The sequence below is a fragment of the Trichococcus pasteurii genome, assembly GCF_900112935.1.
GTDB classification, from domain to species: domain Bacteria; phylum Bacillota; class Bacilli; order Lactobacillales; family Aerococcaceae; genus Trichococcus; species Trichococcus pasteurii.
The window spans coordinates 20,846-35,616 of the sequence record NZ_FONM01000018.1 but is presented as its reverse complement, the minus strand read 5'-3'; the positions used below and the strand labels follow the sequence as shown (position 1 = coordinate 35,616).

The window sequence follows — 14,771 nt, the reverse complement described above, 5'->3', positions numbered from 1 at the left end:
CAATTGTTTCCCCGTTTTTAAATGGAGGATAAAAAATGTTTGATAAAATTGACCAATTGGGAGTAAATACAATCCGCACACTAAGCATCGAGGCTGTCCAAAATGCGAACTCAGGGCATCCTGGCTTACCGATGGGGGCCGCTCCGATGGCATATGCACTTTGGACAAAATACTTGAAAATCAATCCGGCGACATCCCGCAACTGGGTCGACCGGGATCGGTTTGTGTTATCGGCTGGGCATGGATCAGCGCTGCTCTATAGTCTGTTGCATCTGGCGGGATATCGAGTGACGATTGATGACTTGAAGCAATTCCGTCAATGGGGCAGCCTGACGCCAGGCCACCCGGAAGTCCACCATACAGATGGGGTGGAAGCGACGACAGGTCCTCTGGGCCAAGGGATTGCGATGGCCGTTGGGATGGCAATGGCAGAAGCGCATTTAGCCGCTGTCTACAACCGTGAGAACTTTGAAATCATGGATCATTACACTTACGCGCTCTGTGGTGATGGCGACTTGATGGAAGGCGTGTCCCAAGAAGCAGCATCGATGGCCGGCCACATGCAATTGGGCAAGCTAGTCGTTCTGTATGATTCGAATGACATATCCTTGGATGGCCCGACTTCAAAAGCTTTCACAGAGAACGTCGGACAACGCTTCGAAGCATACGGTTGGCAACATATCCTCGTAAAAGACGGGAATGATCTGGAAGCCATCAGTGCGGCAATCGAAGCAGCCAAAGCCGAAACCGAAAAACCGACGCTCATCGAAGTGAAGACGGTCATCGGTTATGGCGCCCCGAAAGCCGGCACTTCCAGCGTGCACGGCGCCCCAATAGGCGAAGACGGAATCAAAGCCGCAAAACAGGCCTACGGTTGGGACTATCCGGAATTCACCGTTCCTGAGGATGTTGCGGCCCGCTTCAAAGAAACGATCCAGGAAAAGGGTGCGCAAGCGGAAGCAGCCTGGCATGCGCAATTTGCCGCATACAGACAAGCTTATCCGGAGTTGGCCAAGCAATTCGAAGATGCTTTTGCCGGCAGAATTCCGGAAAATTGGGAAACAGTCTTGCCGAAATATGCAGTGGGCTCAAGCCAAGCAAGCCGTGTCTCCAGCAAAGAAATAATCCAGGCAATCTCCAAAACCGTCCCTGCTTTCTGGGGAGGTTCAGCCGACCTTTCGTCTTCCAATAACACGATGGTCACTGCGGAGAAAGACTTCGAACCCGGCCAATGTGAAGGCCGCAATATTTGGTTCGGGGTGCGTGAATTTGCGATGGCGGCTGCCATGAACGGAATCCAACTGCACGGCGGAAGCAAAGTTTATGGCGGAACATTCTTCGTGTTTACGGATTACCTACGTCCAGCTGTTCGTCTGTCCGCTATCCAAAAAGCGCCAGTGACCTATGTGCTGACCCACGATTCAGTGGCTGTCGGTGAGGACGGCTCGACCCATGAACCAATCGAGCAACTAGCGAGCGTGCGCTGCATCCCGAATGTCCAAGTGATCCGCCCGGCTGACGGCAACGAAACGGCAGCCGCCTGGAAATTGGCGATGGAAACAACGGACAGACCGACGATCCTTGTGCTGAGCCGGCAAAACCTGCCCGTGCTGGAAGGGACCACGACAGACGTCTTTGAAAAAGTTTCCAAAGGCGGCTACATCGTTTCCGATTCGGAGAAAGTCGTTCCAGAAGGCATCCTGATTGCGACCGGATCTGAAGTGTCGCTAGCGATTCAGGTCCAAAAAGCCCTTAAGGAACAAGGCCAGGATGTCCGTGTCGTTTCGCTCCCATCCTTCGACTTGTTTGAACAGCAGACTGCCGAATATCAGGAAGCGGTCTTGCCGAAAGCCGTGACAAAACGCGTAGCGATCGAAGCCGGCTCACCATTCGGCTGGGAACGCTATGTCGGCTTTGCTGGAAAAGTCATCGGCATCGATCACTTCGGCGCCTCGGCTCCCGGAGACAGGATTATGAAAGAGTTTGGGTTTACGGTTGAGAATATAGTGGTTACATATGATAGCTTGTAATAATCCGAAAGGAGGACTGTCCAATTATTTGGGACGGCCTCTTTTTTTTATATGGATAGTGTGGGATTAATAGTTGTGTTTACATACAGTAACAACTCTCCCAATTTGCAAGGGCCCAATAATTAGAAATATTTCAACTTTAAATAATGCTGTTAAACCGTAATAGGAGTCTTTCTCGTCTTGGGAAAGTAAGGACATCTCGAAATATAGTGATATAATAGGTAATGTCTATTTTGTTTTTACTATCAGCCGTCAATACATTGAGATAAAATGCGGCTGGCGTTATCTAAGAAATTATGAGATACTTATTGATTATGCTAAAAATAAGTCCTGAATCAAAGATACAGTTGGCCAGTATAAGTTTGAATAATTTTGAACGTACAATTGCCGATGCGGGTGATTCGAGCGACTTCAAAGGGTTATTTTCAAGATTAACTCTGGATTTGACGGATACGGCTCTTGGAAGCAATTTGAAAGAACGCAGCAAAAATATTAAATCACTCATTCTATTGTTCACTGATTTGAACATGGTCACTTTACAAAAAGGCGATGTGCTTGGTGATGCCTAAGAATATTTAATCGGTCAGTTTGCGATGGAATCTGGGGAGAGGGATGGAGAATTCTGTACCCCACATCAAGTGAGTGAAGTAATGGCCCAAATTGCTGCCAAGATGTCCGATGTTAGGTCTCTCTATGATCCAATAGTCGGATCGAGTTCACTATTATTATAAGTTGAAAAAACATTTGAGTGTGGATGTCCAAAAAAGATTTGACGTACTGTGGTCAGGGAAAAAATACTGCAAAAAGTATTTTTTATTAGCTAAGCCAGAATATTATATACAAGTGGCAAGTATATCTATAATAATTTTTGGATGGAAAAAAGTAGAACAAAAAGCAGAGAAAACTCGGACTTTGATACGTTCCGAGAGTGCTCAACATAACAATTGGAGGAATACAAATGTCAAGTGCAGTAGAACGAGCCAAATTACAATCTCAAATCTGGAAAATAGCCAATGATGTCCGTGGATCTGTAGATGGATGGGATTTTAAACAATATGTTTTAGGAACTCTTTTTTACCGTTTTATTAGTGAAAACTTTTCTAATTACATAGAAGGTGGCGATGACAGTGTCAATTATGCACAACTTTCCGATAATATTATAACTAATGAAATTAAAGAGGATGCAATAAAAACAAAAGGTTATTTTATATATCCTAGTCAGTTGTTTTTTAATATTGCGAAAACTGCCAATACGAATGAAAGTTTGAATACGGATTTAGCTGCAATATTTACTACAATTGAAAGTTCGGCTAATGGTTATCCATCTGAACTAGATATTAAGGGATTATTCGGCGATTTTGACACTACAAGCAATAGATTGGGGAATACTGTAAAAGATAAAAATAGTCGATTAGCTTCTGTAATTAAAGGTGTTGAAGGGCTTGATTTTGGTAAATTTGAAGAAAATCATATTGATCTTTTTGGTGATGCTTATGAGTTTCTAATCTCTAATTATGCGGCTAACGCGGGGAAATCTGGCGGTGAGTTTTTTACACCCCAGTCTGTCTCTAGACTTATTGCACAATTGGCAATACACAAGCAAACAACAATTAATAAAATTTATGATCCAGCAGCTGGTTCGGGTTCACTACTTTTACAAGCACAAAAACAGTTTGATGCGCATATTATCGAAGATGGTTTTTATGGACAAGAGATCAACCATACAACTTACAACCTTGCTCGCATGAATATGTTTTTACACAATATCAACTATGATAAGTTTAATATTGCATTGGGCAATACTCTTTTAGACCCTCACTTTGGTGATGAAAAACCTTTTGATGCTATTGTATCTAATCCACCTTATTCAGTGAAATGGATTGGAAGTGAAGACCCAACACTTATTAATGATGAAAGGTTTGCCTCTGCAGGAGTATTAGCTCCAAAGTCTAAAGCGGATTTTGCCTTTGTACTTCATGCCCTTAGTTATCTTTCAAGCAAAGGTCGTGCGGCTATTGTTTGTTTTCCTGGAATTTTTTACCGCGGTGGTGCTGAACAGAAAATTAGGAAGTACCTAATCGATAATAACTTTGTTGAAACTGTTATATCATTAGCACCTAACCTTTTTTACGGGACTTCAATTGCTGTTAATATTTTAATTCTTTCTAAGCACAAAACCGATAATAAAACTCAGTTTATCGATGCAAGTGGTGAAGAGTTCTATAAAAAAGAAACTAATAATAACGTACTTACCGATAAACATATTGAAAAAATTATGATAATGTTTGACAGTAAAGAAGATATTGATCATATTGCAACATCAGTTGATTATGATGAAATTGTTCGAAATGATTATATTCTATCTGTAAGTTCTTATGTAGAAGCCAAAGACACAAGAGAAGTCGTTGACATCAATGAACTGAAGGTAGAAATAAAAACGACCGTTGAAAAGATAGATAAGCTTCGAGCCGAAATTGATGAGATTATTGAGGTGATTGAATCATGATAAAGCTGAATTTTATGGAGAAATTACTTGATGGGGTTGAGATAGAATGGAAGCTTTTGGGGGAAATTTCAGAAATCTATGGTGGACTTACAGGTAAAAGCAAAATTGACTTTGAAAATGGCAATGCTTATTACATTTCTTATAAAAACATTTTTAGTAACATTGATGTTGATTTTGAAAAACTTGAATCCGTTAAAGTTTCTACTTCCGAAAATCAACATAAAGTAAAATACGGCGATGTATTATTTACGGGATCATCAGAAACAGCAGACGAAGCAGGAATGTCTTCTTCCGTTACTACAAAGTTTGATGGTTCGGTATTTTTGAACAGCTTTTCTTTTGGGGTTAGATTTAATGAGGATATTCAGATAATTCCCGAGTTCTCAAAATACCTGTTTCGTAGTCGTTTAATACGTGATGAAATTGCAAAAACTGCAAGTGGAGTTACTCGTTTTAATGTGTCTAAAGCAAGATTTAAAAAACTCCAAATCCCCATCCCGCCCCTTAAAGTACAAGAAGAAATCGTCCGAATTTTAGACACTTTCACAGAGCTTACAGCAGAGCTAACAGCAGAGCTTACAGCAGAGCTTACAGCTCGCAAAAAACAACACACTTATTATCGTGATAAAATGTTGACTTTTGAAGAGGGTGAAGTTGAGTGGAAGCCGTTGTGTGAGGTTGGCGAGTTAGTTCGTGGTAATGGTTTACTAAAATCAGATTTCACAGAAATTGGAGTTCCGGCAATTCATTACGGCCAGATTTACACATATTATGGTACATTTACGACAGAAACAAAATCTTTCGTTTCATATGAAACGGCTCAAAAATTAAAAAAAGTAAATACTGGTGATGTTGTTATAACAAATACGAGTGAAAATTTAGAAGATGTTGGCAAAGCAGTTGTTTATCTTGGTAAAGTGCAAGCTGTTACTGGCGGACACGCAACAATTTTCAAACCATCAAATCAGATTTTAGGCAAGTACTTTGCTTATTTTACACAAACAGAGATGTTTGCATGTCAGAAAAGAAAATATGCAAAAGGGACAAAGGTTATTGATGTTTCAGCTACCGATATATCAAAAATAATAATCCCTATCCCGCCACTCTCCGAACAAGAGCGTATCGTATCAATTCTTGATAAATTCGCCGCCTTGGTATCCTCAATCACTGAGTGTTTACCTTGTGAAATCGAATTGCGTAAAAAACAATATGAATATTATCGTAATATGCTTCTTAACTTTCCGAAAGAGGAGGTAGAGGATTAATATGAGTGCTTCATTAACTGATATTGCACAACAGTTAAAAGATAATAATAAAATAGTTCAATTGATTTATGCTTTTAATGGAACTGGAAAAACAAGGCTTTCACGAGAATTCAGATTGTTAGTAGCTCCTACAATAGATAGTGGTACGGAGTTAGAGGAATCAGAAGTAGTTAGTAAAAAAATCCTTTATTACAATGCTTTTACGGAAGATTTGTTCTATTGGGACAATGATTTAGAGTTTGATGCTGAACCAAAGCTTAAAATTCATGCTAACTCATTTACAAAATGGATTTTTGAAGAGCAAGGACAAGACAGAAATATTATTTCAAATTTTCAACACTATACTGATGAAAAACTAACACCATATTTTAATGAAGAATATACTAATGAGAATAAGAATGGGAAAAATATCACAGTAGAAGCTTTTACAGAAGTATCTTTCTCGTACGAGCGTGGTAATGATGAGCGTTCTAATAACATTAAAATTTCAAAAGGAGAAGAAAGCAACTTTATATGGTGTGTTTTCTATTCTCTACTTGAACAAGTTATTGATGTTTTAAATGTCGCTGAACCAAATGATCGAGAAACAAATCAGTTTGATCAGCTGGAGTATGTATTTATAGATGACCCTGTAAGCTCATTAGATGATAATCACTTGATTGAGTTAGCAGTAGATTTAGCTCAATTGATTAAATCGAGTAATTCGGATTTGAAGTTTATTGTAACTACGCATAACCCTTTATTCTATAATGTGCTTCATAATGAGCTAAAGAAGGGTACATTCAAAAAATATTTTCTTAAAAAAATAGAAATTGGTGAATATGAATTAAATACTCAATCTAATGATGCACCGTTTTCTTATCACCTTTTCTTAAAAAGTGAAATTGAAAATGCTATTGAAACAGGACAGCTAAAAAAGTATCATTTTAATTTTTTTAGAAATATTTTGGAGAAAACATCAACATTTTTAGGGTATGACAATTGGGGAGAACTTTTATTTAGAATTACAGATGGTAGTCCAAAACCTTATGAAACTAGAATTATTAATATCTCAAGTCATTCAAAGCATTCAGGAGATGAAGTCGCTGAATTATCAGATGATGATAAACGTGTATTAGGTTATTTATTGAAAAAAATTAATGAAACTTATCAGTTTAAATAAGATGAAGAAATTTTAGTTTGGAGGGAAATTAATGTGCGATTACAAACCCATTGCAGAATCAAATAATTTTATAGTTTTAGACAAATATAGCAAGATAGATCAACAAGGATTTGGTTATCAAACAGAAGCCGAGTTAGAACGAGAACTGATTCAAGATTTAGTAAATCAAGGGTATGAACATCTACCAAGTTTAAATACTCCTGAAAAAATGCTTGCTAATGTTCGTGTGCAACTTCAAGACCTTAACAATGTGGAGTTTACAGAAGCTGAATGGATTAGATTTTGTGAACAGTTTTTAGATAAACCAAGCGACAGTCACATAGATAAAACGCGCAGAATTCATAATGATTATATTTATGACTTTGTCTTTGATGATGGGCATATTCAAAATATTTATCTAGTAAATAAAAATAATGTTGCAAAAAATAAAGTGCAAGTTATTTCGCAATTTGAACTAAAAGGAACTCAGGCTAACCGATATGATGTGACGATATTGGTCAATGGGTTACCATTGGTTCAAGTAGAATTGAAGAAGCGTGGTATCGCCATTCGAGAAGCATTTAATCAAGTACATAGATATAGTAAAGAGAGCTTTAATTCTGAGAACTCTCTATTTAAGTATTTACAGATTTTCGTGATTTCTAATGGGACTGATAGCCGTTATTTTGCTAATACGACTAAACGAGATAAAAACAGTTTTGATTTTACTATGAATTGGGCAAAATCAGACAATACTCTGATCAAAGACTTGAGGGATTTCACAGCAACATTTTTTCAGAAAAATACAATATTGAATATGTTACTACATTATTCTGTTTTTGATTCGAGCAATACTTTACTTATCATGCGACCATATCAAATAGCGGCAACAGAAAGAATTTTGTGGAAAATCAGAAGTTCATACCAAGCTAAAAAATGGAGATCCATCGAAAGTGGTGGATATATTTGGCATACAACAGGTTCAGGTAAAACATTGACTAGTTTTAAAGCAGCACGTTTGGCTACTGAGCTGGAGTTTATCGACAAAGTATTTTTTGTGGTAGATAGAAAAGATCTAGACTATCAGACGATGAAAGAGTATCAACGTTTTTCTCCTGATAGTGTTAATGGTTCAGAAAATACAGCTGGTTTGAAGCGTAACATAGACAAAGATGATAATAAAATCATTGTCACAACTATTCAAAAGCTGAACAAACTGATCAAAAATGAAACAGATTTACCTATATATAATAAGCAAGTCGTATTTATTTTTGATGAGGCTCACCGTTCGCAGTTTGGTGAAGCTCAAAAGAATATTACGGAAAAATTCAGACAGTATTATCAATTTGGATTTACTGGCACGCCTATTTTCCCTGAAAACGCTTTAGGATCTGATACGACTGCTACAGTATTTGGCAGAGAATTACATTCATATGTTATTACTGATGCAATTAGAGATGAAAAGGTTTTAAAATTCAAAGTAGATTATAACGATGTGCGTCCAAAGTTCAAGTCTATTGAAATGGAACAAGATGAAAAAAAGCTATCAGCGGCAGAAACAAAAGAAGCTTTATTACATCCTGAACGAATTAAAGAGGTATCACAATATATCTTGAACAATTTTAGAATAAAGACGCATCGTACTCATGCTAATGGCAAAGGGTTTAATGCTATGTTTGCTGTGAGTAGTGTTGATGCAGCCAAACTTTATTATGAATCATTAAGCGACTTACAAAAAGATAGCGAAAAACCTTTGAAAATCGCGACAATCTTTTCTTTTGCTGCCAATGAAGAGCAAAGTGCTATAGGTGAAATCCTTGATGAAACCTTTGAACCTTCTGCTATGGATAGCAGTGCCAAAGAGTTTTTAACTTTGGCAATTAAAGATTATAATGCCATATTCAAAACCAATTATGGGGTAGATAGTAAAGAGTTTCAAAATTATTATCGTGACCTTGCAAATCGAGTAAGAAAGCAAGAGATTGATCTCTTGATAGTGGTTGGGATGTTTTTAACAGGTTTTGACGCGCCAACACTGAATACACTATTTGTCGATAAAAACCTTCGTTTCCATGGTTTGATGCAAGCTTTTTCAAGAACTAACCGCATTTATGATTCTACGAAAACATTTGGAAATGTTGTTACTTTCAGAAATTTAGAACAAGCGACTATTGATGCAATTACTCTTTTCGGAGACAATAACACCAAAAATGTAGTGCTTGAAAAAAGTTATAAAGAATATATGGAAGGTTTTACTGACATTGCTACTGGTGAAGCCCGTCGTGGATATGTAGATGTAGTTAAGGAGTTAGAAGCTTGTTTCTCGAATGTTGATGACATTGTCACTGAAAAAGATAAAAAAGACTTCGCCAAACTCTTTGGTGAATATCTTCGTGTCGAAAACGTCTTACAAAACTACGATGAGTTTTCTAGCTTAAAAGCATTGCAATTGGTAGATATGAGTAATCCAAAAGATTTGGAGGAGTTCAAAGCTAATCATTATCTAAGTGATGAAGATATCGCTGCCATGCAAGAGATTAAAATACCTGAAGAAAGAATTATACAAGATTATCGATCTACTTATAACGATATCCGTGATTGGCTTCGACGCGAAAAAGCGGGTAAAGAAAAAGAATATTCCACGATTGATTGGGATGATGTTGTCTTTGAAGTAGACCTTTTAAAATCACAAGAGATAAACTTGGATTACATTCTTGAATTGATTTTCGAAAAAAACAAAAAAGTAAAAGATAAAGAAGTTTTAGTTAAAGAGGTACGTCGTTTAATTCGATCTAGTGTGGGGAATCGTGCAAAAGAAAGCTTGGTAGTTGATTTTATCAACCAAACAGATTTAGACAAGATTCCAGATAAAGCAAGCATTATTGAGGCCTTCTTCTCATTTGCTCAGACTGAGCAAATGAGAGAAGCAAAAGAATTGATTAATGCTGAAGAACTTAATGTAGACGCTGCAAAGAGATACATCCTTGCTTCTTTAAAAAGAGAATATGCCAGTCAAAATGGAACGGAACTAAATGAAATTCTTCCTAAAATGAGCCCGATTAATCCTAAATATTTAAAGAAAAAACAGAGCGTTTTTCAGAAAATCTCTGCGTTTGTAGATAAGTTTAAAGGAGTAGGTGGAATAATTTAATTTTGTTATAGGGCGGGTTAGCTTTTGGCTTGAATTACACGAAAATGTTGGTGATTTAATATAAAGTAAAATAGAGGTGATATTTAATAGTAAAGTATACTTCTGATGTATTCATACTACCCAAAAGTAAGCATGGACAAGCCTATTTAGGTTTTGATGTTGAATTTTTTGTGGAGTCGTAGTTTTTTCTGTTCAGTAACCTCATAGGAAAGAAAAATAGCAAAAAATGTGATGGTCGTCGTGTTTTTGAGTGTGCTGACTCTTTTGTTCGAAAGAAGATTTCTAAAAATGAGGTGGGGTTACCGAGATAACTTCCCCGTCATAACCCTAATCTCAACTTGAATATTGCAAATCATTTGCAATATTCATAAATAAAGAAATAGCTGGATACTCGCGAAAAAATCGCATAGTATTCGGCTATTCATGATCCGCACCAGTGGGTGCGCTATTTTTTTATATTTCGGGCTTACGAATGACCTAAATTATTGCTGGGTTCGTAAAAAATTAATATTCCAATGCTTTCAAATCTTCGATCGTAACTTCTTGCTCTACATAGTTATCAACCATGAAGCCACTTAAAATTGAAAACTCTTTGTAAAGGAGGTCATAAGCCGCGATTTCGGAAGTGAAGTTTTCTCCATTCAGTTTTTCGATCAGGGCTTTCGTTTCGGCTTGCGTGTCGCTGTCAAGTTCCCAGCTATCCGGTCTCAGGCGGCCAGCTTCGTCATACTCAGCCTTAGTACCATAAACCATGTCGCGATAGATGCGGTCGATGTGCATGATCGGTGTTTCGTGGGTGCCTTTTTCCGTCATGACTTTGTAAAGACCGATGCAATAAACAGGGAAGAACGGAATCACGGAGCTTGCTTTAGTAGTCACGGCAGTAGCCACCACAATCTGGGCTTTTCCGTTGATGTCAGCCAACAACGCATTGATAGTCTTCGCCTTTTCATCACAGTCTGCTTTAGCTAGACCAAGGGTGCCGCCACCGTAGTAAGGACGGTTCAGCTCTGTTCCCAAATAAGAGTAATTGGTCGTCAGAACCCCGTCAGCCAATACATCTGCTTCTTTCAACGCTTCCATCCATAGCTGCCAGTCTTCGCCACCCATAACTTTAAGCGTACCGGCGATTTCTTCCTCTGTTGCAGGTTCCAACGTTTCCGTATAGAAATCCTGATTTTGCATGTTGATATTAGGGCCAACCACTGGCTCCCCAAGGGCTTTGATTGCGGAAGTGTACGTCTCTCCGGTATCGGGATCTGTCCTTCTGCCGCTTGCCAAGCTATAAACGACCAGGTCCACTTTGCCCCCGAACTCGTTCTTGATATACTCGATGACTTCTTGCTTGCTTTCGTGGCTGAAGGCGTCCTGCACAAAGTTTTTGGCGATCAGGCCTTCTTTTTCGGCAGCCTCACGGAAAGCGATATTGTTGTACCAACCGGCTGTGCCGAGATTCCGCTCATTTTTCGGTCCTTTTTCAAAAGAAACGCCGATTGTATCTGCTCCCGCACCGAAGGCCAGGCTGATCCGAGTGGCTAAACCGTAGCTTGATGAAGCACCAATGATCAAGACTTTTTTCGGACCTGCAAAAGTTCCTTTGTTTTTTACATAGTCGATTTCATTCAATACTTCCTGCTTGCATCCAAGCGGGTTTACACCAAGGGCCACATTTCCCCGTATATTTTGTTTAAATTCCAACATGTTTGATTTTCCTCCATTAAAATGTCATAAGAATATAATACCAGAAAATGCTTCTCAAGAATAATTATCTGTCAAAATTTCGAGTTTAAGTTAGCCATTTTTTGTCCATTTCTCTTTTCATCGGTTCCGGTGCGGAATTTAGTCTTACAAACTGGAATTTACTATTGCAAGTAACCTATTTTTTATATTTTGGACCTACATTTCTTTGGCTCAATTGTGCTACAATTTGAATACGAATACAAAAAAGCAAGGATAACGCTATGAATAAAAATAAACGTTTGATCTATATTTCATTATTGGCTGCGCAGGGCGTGGTCATCACGATGCTGGAGCGGGCGATTCCGTTTCCGTTCGCGTTTGCGCCGGGTGCGAAGCTGGGGTTGGCGAACATCATCACCTTGTTGGCGATCTTTACGCTGCCTTATAAGGACAGTCTGAAGGTCGTGTGGATGCGGCTGTTGATCTCGACGTTGTTGGGCGGGACGTTATCGACCTTCCTTTACAGTTTTGCGGGGGCCTTTTTGAGTTATGGCGGGATGCTTTTGGTCCGGCTTTTGGGTCCGAAGCGGGTCAGCATGATCGGCATCAGCGCGGCCGGGGGGATTCTGCATAATGTCGGCCAGTTGGCGATGGCGAGCCTGATTGCGCAATCGTTCAGTGTGATGCTCTACTTGCCGATCCTTTCCGTGACCGGCATCTTCTCGGGGATCGCGGTCGGGGTGGCGGCGAATTACTTGTTGGAGCATGTCTCGACGATCCGCCAATTCCAATTGGAGGAGTCTGCTAAAAGTAAATTGACGAAAGCGTGGTATGAGGCTTCACTGGTCTATCGGGAAGAAAAACACTAGCGTTTTATTGCGGGAACCTCTCCAATGCGAAAGATTTTAAGCCGACGCGTGAGGAAGAAAACAAAGTGAAAAAGATGAAAAAATGCTCGTAGAAGAACTTTTTCATACTACTTCCAGGTTTTGCATGGACAATTATTCACAAATACACTATACTTATAAATGTGGTTATTTTAAATAAGTGATTAGGCACAGTGATGCGCTGAACATAGATAAAAAGGAGACTACCTAATGAGTAAAAAGAATATTGTGGTTGTGGGAGCAGGTTTCGCCGGTGTGGCCGCCGCGAAGAAATTGTCCCGACATTTCAAGAAAAATCCGGATGTCCTGATCACCTTGATCGACAAACATTCCTACCAGACATACATGACCGAGTTGCATGAGGTGGCAGCGGGGCGTGTGCAGCCCGATGCAATCCAATACGATCTGCAACGACTGTTCAGCCGTAATCGGAACGTGGACATCATCACGGACGAAGTGACCCATGTGGACCGTGAGAAGAAAGTCGTGACGACCAGCAGCCACAGCTTCAACTACGACTACCTGATCCTGGCGATGGGCGGGGAGCCGAATACGTTCAACGTCCCCGGTGTCGATGAGAATGGCTTCACGATGTGGTCATGGGAAGATGCGAACAAAATTCGCCGTCATATCCAGGATACAGTCGAAGCAGCTTCAAATGAACACAACGATGAAAAACGCAAAGCAATGTTGACTGCAGTAGTCAGCGGAGCTGGTTTTACTGGTGTGGAACTTGTCGGTGACTTGATGGAATGGAAAGACCAATTGGCTAGAGCCAACAAATTGGATCCGGCTGAATTCAGTCTTTATCTGATTGAAGCCGCACCGCAGATTCTGGGTGTCGTAACCGAAAAAGAACAACAAAAAGCAGAAAAATACATGCGCAAGCAAGGCATCCAGATCATCAAAGGCAACGGGGTCGCAAACGTCAAGAAGGATAGCGTCGAGTTGTCTGATGGAACGGTGATTCCGACACACACGCTGATCTGGACAGCAGGCGTAAAAGCCAACACGGACGCAGCCGCTTATGGTATTGAGCAAGCAAGAGCGGGTCGTTTGGTAGCCAATAAATACATGGAAGCGAAAGATTCCGAAGGCGTCTACTTGGCAGGTGACTTGGTTTATTACGAAGAGCCTGATAAAAACAACGCACCAGTACCGCAAATCGTGCAATCCGCCGAACAAACGGGACACACAGCGGCCGCCAACATCATCGCCTCTATCGAAGGAACAGAGAAACACGAACACAAAGGCACATACCAAGGTTTCATGATTTCGATCGGTTCCCGTTATGGCGTTGCCTACTTAATGGACAAAATCCATTTGAGCGGCTTCATAGCGATGCTCGTGAAGCATATGGTGAACTTGTTCTACTTTATGACGATCGGTTCAGGTTATTATTTCGTGCAATACATTTATCATGAATTCTTCCATATCAAAGAAAAACGCAACATCTTCCGTGGTCACTTGTCCCGCTTGGGCAATGTGCTTTGGGCACTGCCGTTGCGCGTCTTCTACGGCAGCATGTGGACATGGGAAGCGGTCAAGAAGATCTACGGCTTGTACGGCACGACTTCTTGGTTCGGCGATGAAATCGTCCTGCCGTTCGCTTGGCTGAAGGAAGCGACAACCGGGGCATCCGAAGCGGTAACCGACACGGCTGCTGCTGTCAGCCATCCGGTATTCGGTTTGAGCTATGCCTACGGGGAAGAGCCGATGATGATCTTCAAAGAAGCGCCTGAGTGGTTCAACAGCATCATGCAGGTCATGATCCCGAATCCGGAAATGGCCTTGTTCTTCCAGAAATTCATGACGATCGTCGAGTTGTTGATCGGTTTGGCGATCATCGCGGGCTTGTTCACTTTCTTGGCGAATGCCGCAACGATCGCATTGGTGATTTCGTTCTCCTTATCCGGTATGTTCTACTGGGTGAACATGTGGTTCATTCCGGTGGCCATCGCCTTGATGAACGGATCAGGCAGAGCCTTCGGGTTGGACTACTATGTGATTCCGTGGATCCAGAAGAAACTTGACAACTGGTGGTACGGTAAGACAAAATCAATCTATAGACCGGGCATCGGTCAATAATAACGATCTAACAGGGTTAAGGT

10 protein-coding genes are annotated in these 14,771 nt (G+C 40.2%); 9 read left to right on the top strand and 1 reads right to left on the bottom strand.

All coding sequences use genetic code 11. The features are described from left to right. Positions 1-35 precede the first annotated feature (35 nt). From tkt to BM184_RS12580, 7 genes are all read left to right on the top strand, one after another. Positions 36-2,030 (top strand): transketolase, encoded by a 1,995-nt coding sequence (gene tkt, locus BM184_RS12605; protein WP_086942759.1) that lies wholly within the window; start codon positions 36-38, stop codon positions 2,028-2,030. Between the two features lie 308 nt (positions 2,031-2,338). Next, complete coding sequence (locus tag BM184_RS15600; RefSeq protein WP_245830683.1) at positions 2,339-2,599, top strand: hypothetical protein; 261 nt, start codon at positions 2,339-2,341, stop codon at positions 2,597-2,599. 24 nt (positions 2,600-2,623) lie between these two features. Further along, positions 2,624-2,761 (top strand): N-6 DNA methylase, encoded by a 138-nt coding sequence (locus tag BM184_RS15595; protein ID WP_086942757.1) that lies wholly within the window; start codon positions 2,624-2,626, stop codon positions 2,759-2,761. A 227-nt stretch (positions 2,762-2,988) separates the two neighbouring features. Beyond that, positions 2,989-4,536, top strand: a complete 1,548-nt coding sequence (locus BM184_RS12595; RefSeq protein ID WP_086942756.1) for a type I restriction-modification system subunit M — start codon at positions 2,989-2,991, stop codon at positions 4,534-4,536. Then, complete coding sequence (locus tag BM184_RS12590; protein WP_218151044.1) at positions 4,533-5,801, top strand: restriction endonuclease subunit S; 1,269 nt, start codon at positions 4,533-4,535, stop codon at positions 5,799-5,801. Before BM184_RS12595 ends, BM184_RS12590 begins: the two co-directional genes overlap by 4 nt. A gap of 1 nt (position 5,802) precedes the next feature. Further along, positions 5,803-6,963: an AAA family ATPase gene (locus tag BM184_RS12585; protein WP_086942755.1), complete on the top strand. Its 1,161-nt coding sequence runs from the start codon at positions 5,803-5,805 to the stop codon at positions 6,961-6,963. A gap of 31 nt (positions 6,964-6,994) precedes the next feature. Continuing rightward, a complete protein-coding gene (locus tag BM184_RS12580; RefSeq protein WP_086942754.1) occupies positions 6,995-10,093 on the top strand; it encodes a type I restriction endonuclease subunit R in 3,099 nt (1,032 codons plus the stop codon). A gap of 504 nt (positions 10,094-10,597) precedes the next feature. Here the strand turns inward: BM184_RS12580 and fabV are convergent. Next, positions 10,598-11,794: an enoyl-ACP reductase FabV gene (gene fabV / locus BM184_RS12575; protein ID WP_086942753.1), complete on the bottom strand. Its 1,197-nt coding sequence runs from the start codon at positions 11,792-11,794 to the stop codon at positions 10,598-10,600. A 260-nt stretch (positions 11,795-12,054) separates the two neighbouring features. Between fabV and BM184_RS12570 the strand changes: the two genes are divergently transcribed. Further along, positions 12,055-12,642 (top strand): Gx transporter family protein, encoded by a 588-nt coding sequence (locus BM184_RS12570; protein WP_086942752.1) that lies wholly within the window; start codon positions 12,055-12,057, stop codon positions 12,640-12,642. 228 nt (positions 12,643-12,870) lie between these two features. Further along, a complete protein-coding gene (locus BM184_RS12565; RefSeq protein ID WP_086942751.1) occupies positions 12,871-14,748 on the top strand; it encodes an NAD(P)/FAD-dependent oxidoreductase in 1,878 nt (625 codons plus the stop codon). The last annotated feature ends 23 nt before the right edge of the window (positions 14,749-14,771 follow it).

Excerpts from the sequence above, each read along its gene's own strand:
- BM184_RS12580 (WP_086942754.1), top strand. The coding sequence starts at position 6,995 with ATGTGCGATTACAAACCCATTGCAGAATCAAATAATTTTATAGTTTTA.
- BM184_RS12585 (WP_086942755.1), top strand. The coding sequence starts at position 5,803 with ATGAGTGCTTCATTAACTGATATTGCACAACAGTTAAAAGATAATAAT.
- fabV (WP_086942753.1), bottom strand. The coding sequence starts at position 11,794 with ATGTTGGAATTTAAACAAAATATACGGGGAAATGTGGCCCTTGGTGTA.
- BM184_RS12565 (WP_086942751.1), top strand. The coding sequence starts at position 12,871 with ATGAGTAAAAAGAATATTGTGGTTGTGGGAGCAGGTTTCGCCGGTGTG.
- BM184_RS12590 (WP_218151044.1), top strand. The coding sequence starts at position 4,533 with ATGATAAAGCTGAATTTTATGGAGAAATTACTTGATGGGGTTGAGATA.
- BM184_RS12595 (WP_086942756.1), top strand. The coding sequence starts at position 2,989 with ATGTCAAGTGCAGTAGAACGAGCCAAATTACAATCTCAAATCTGGAAA.
- tkt (WP_086942759.1), top strand. The coding sequence starts at position 36 with ATGTTTGATAAAATTGACCAATTGGGAGTAAATACAATCCGCACACTA.
- BM184_RS12570 (WP_086942752.1), top strand. The coding sequence starts at position 12,055 with ATGAATAAAAATAAACGTTTGATCTATATTTCATTATTGGCTGCGCAG.
- BM184_RS15595 (WP_086942757.1), top strand. The coding sequence starts at position 2,624 with ATGGAATCTGGGGAGAGGGATGGAGAATTCTGTACCCCACATCAAGTG.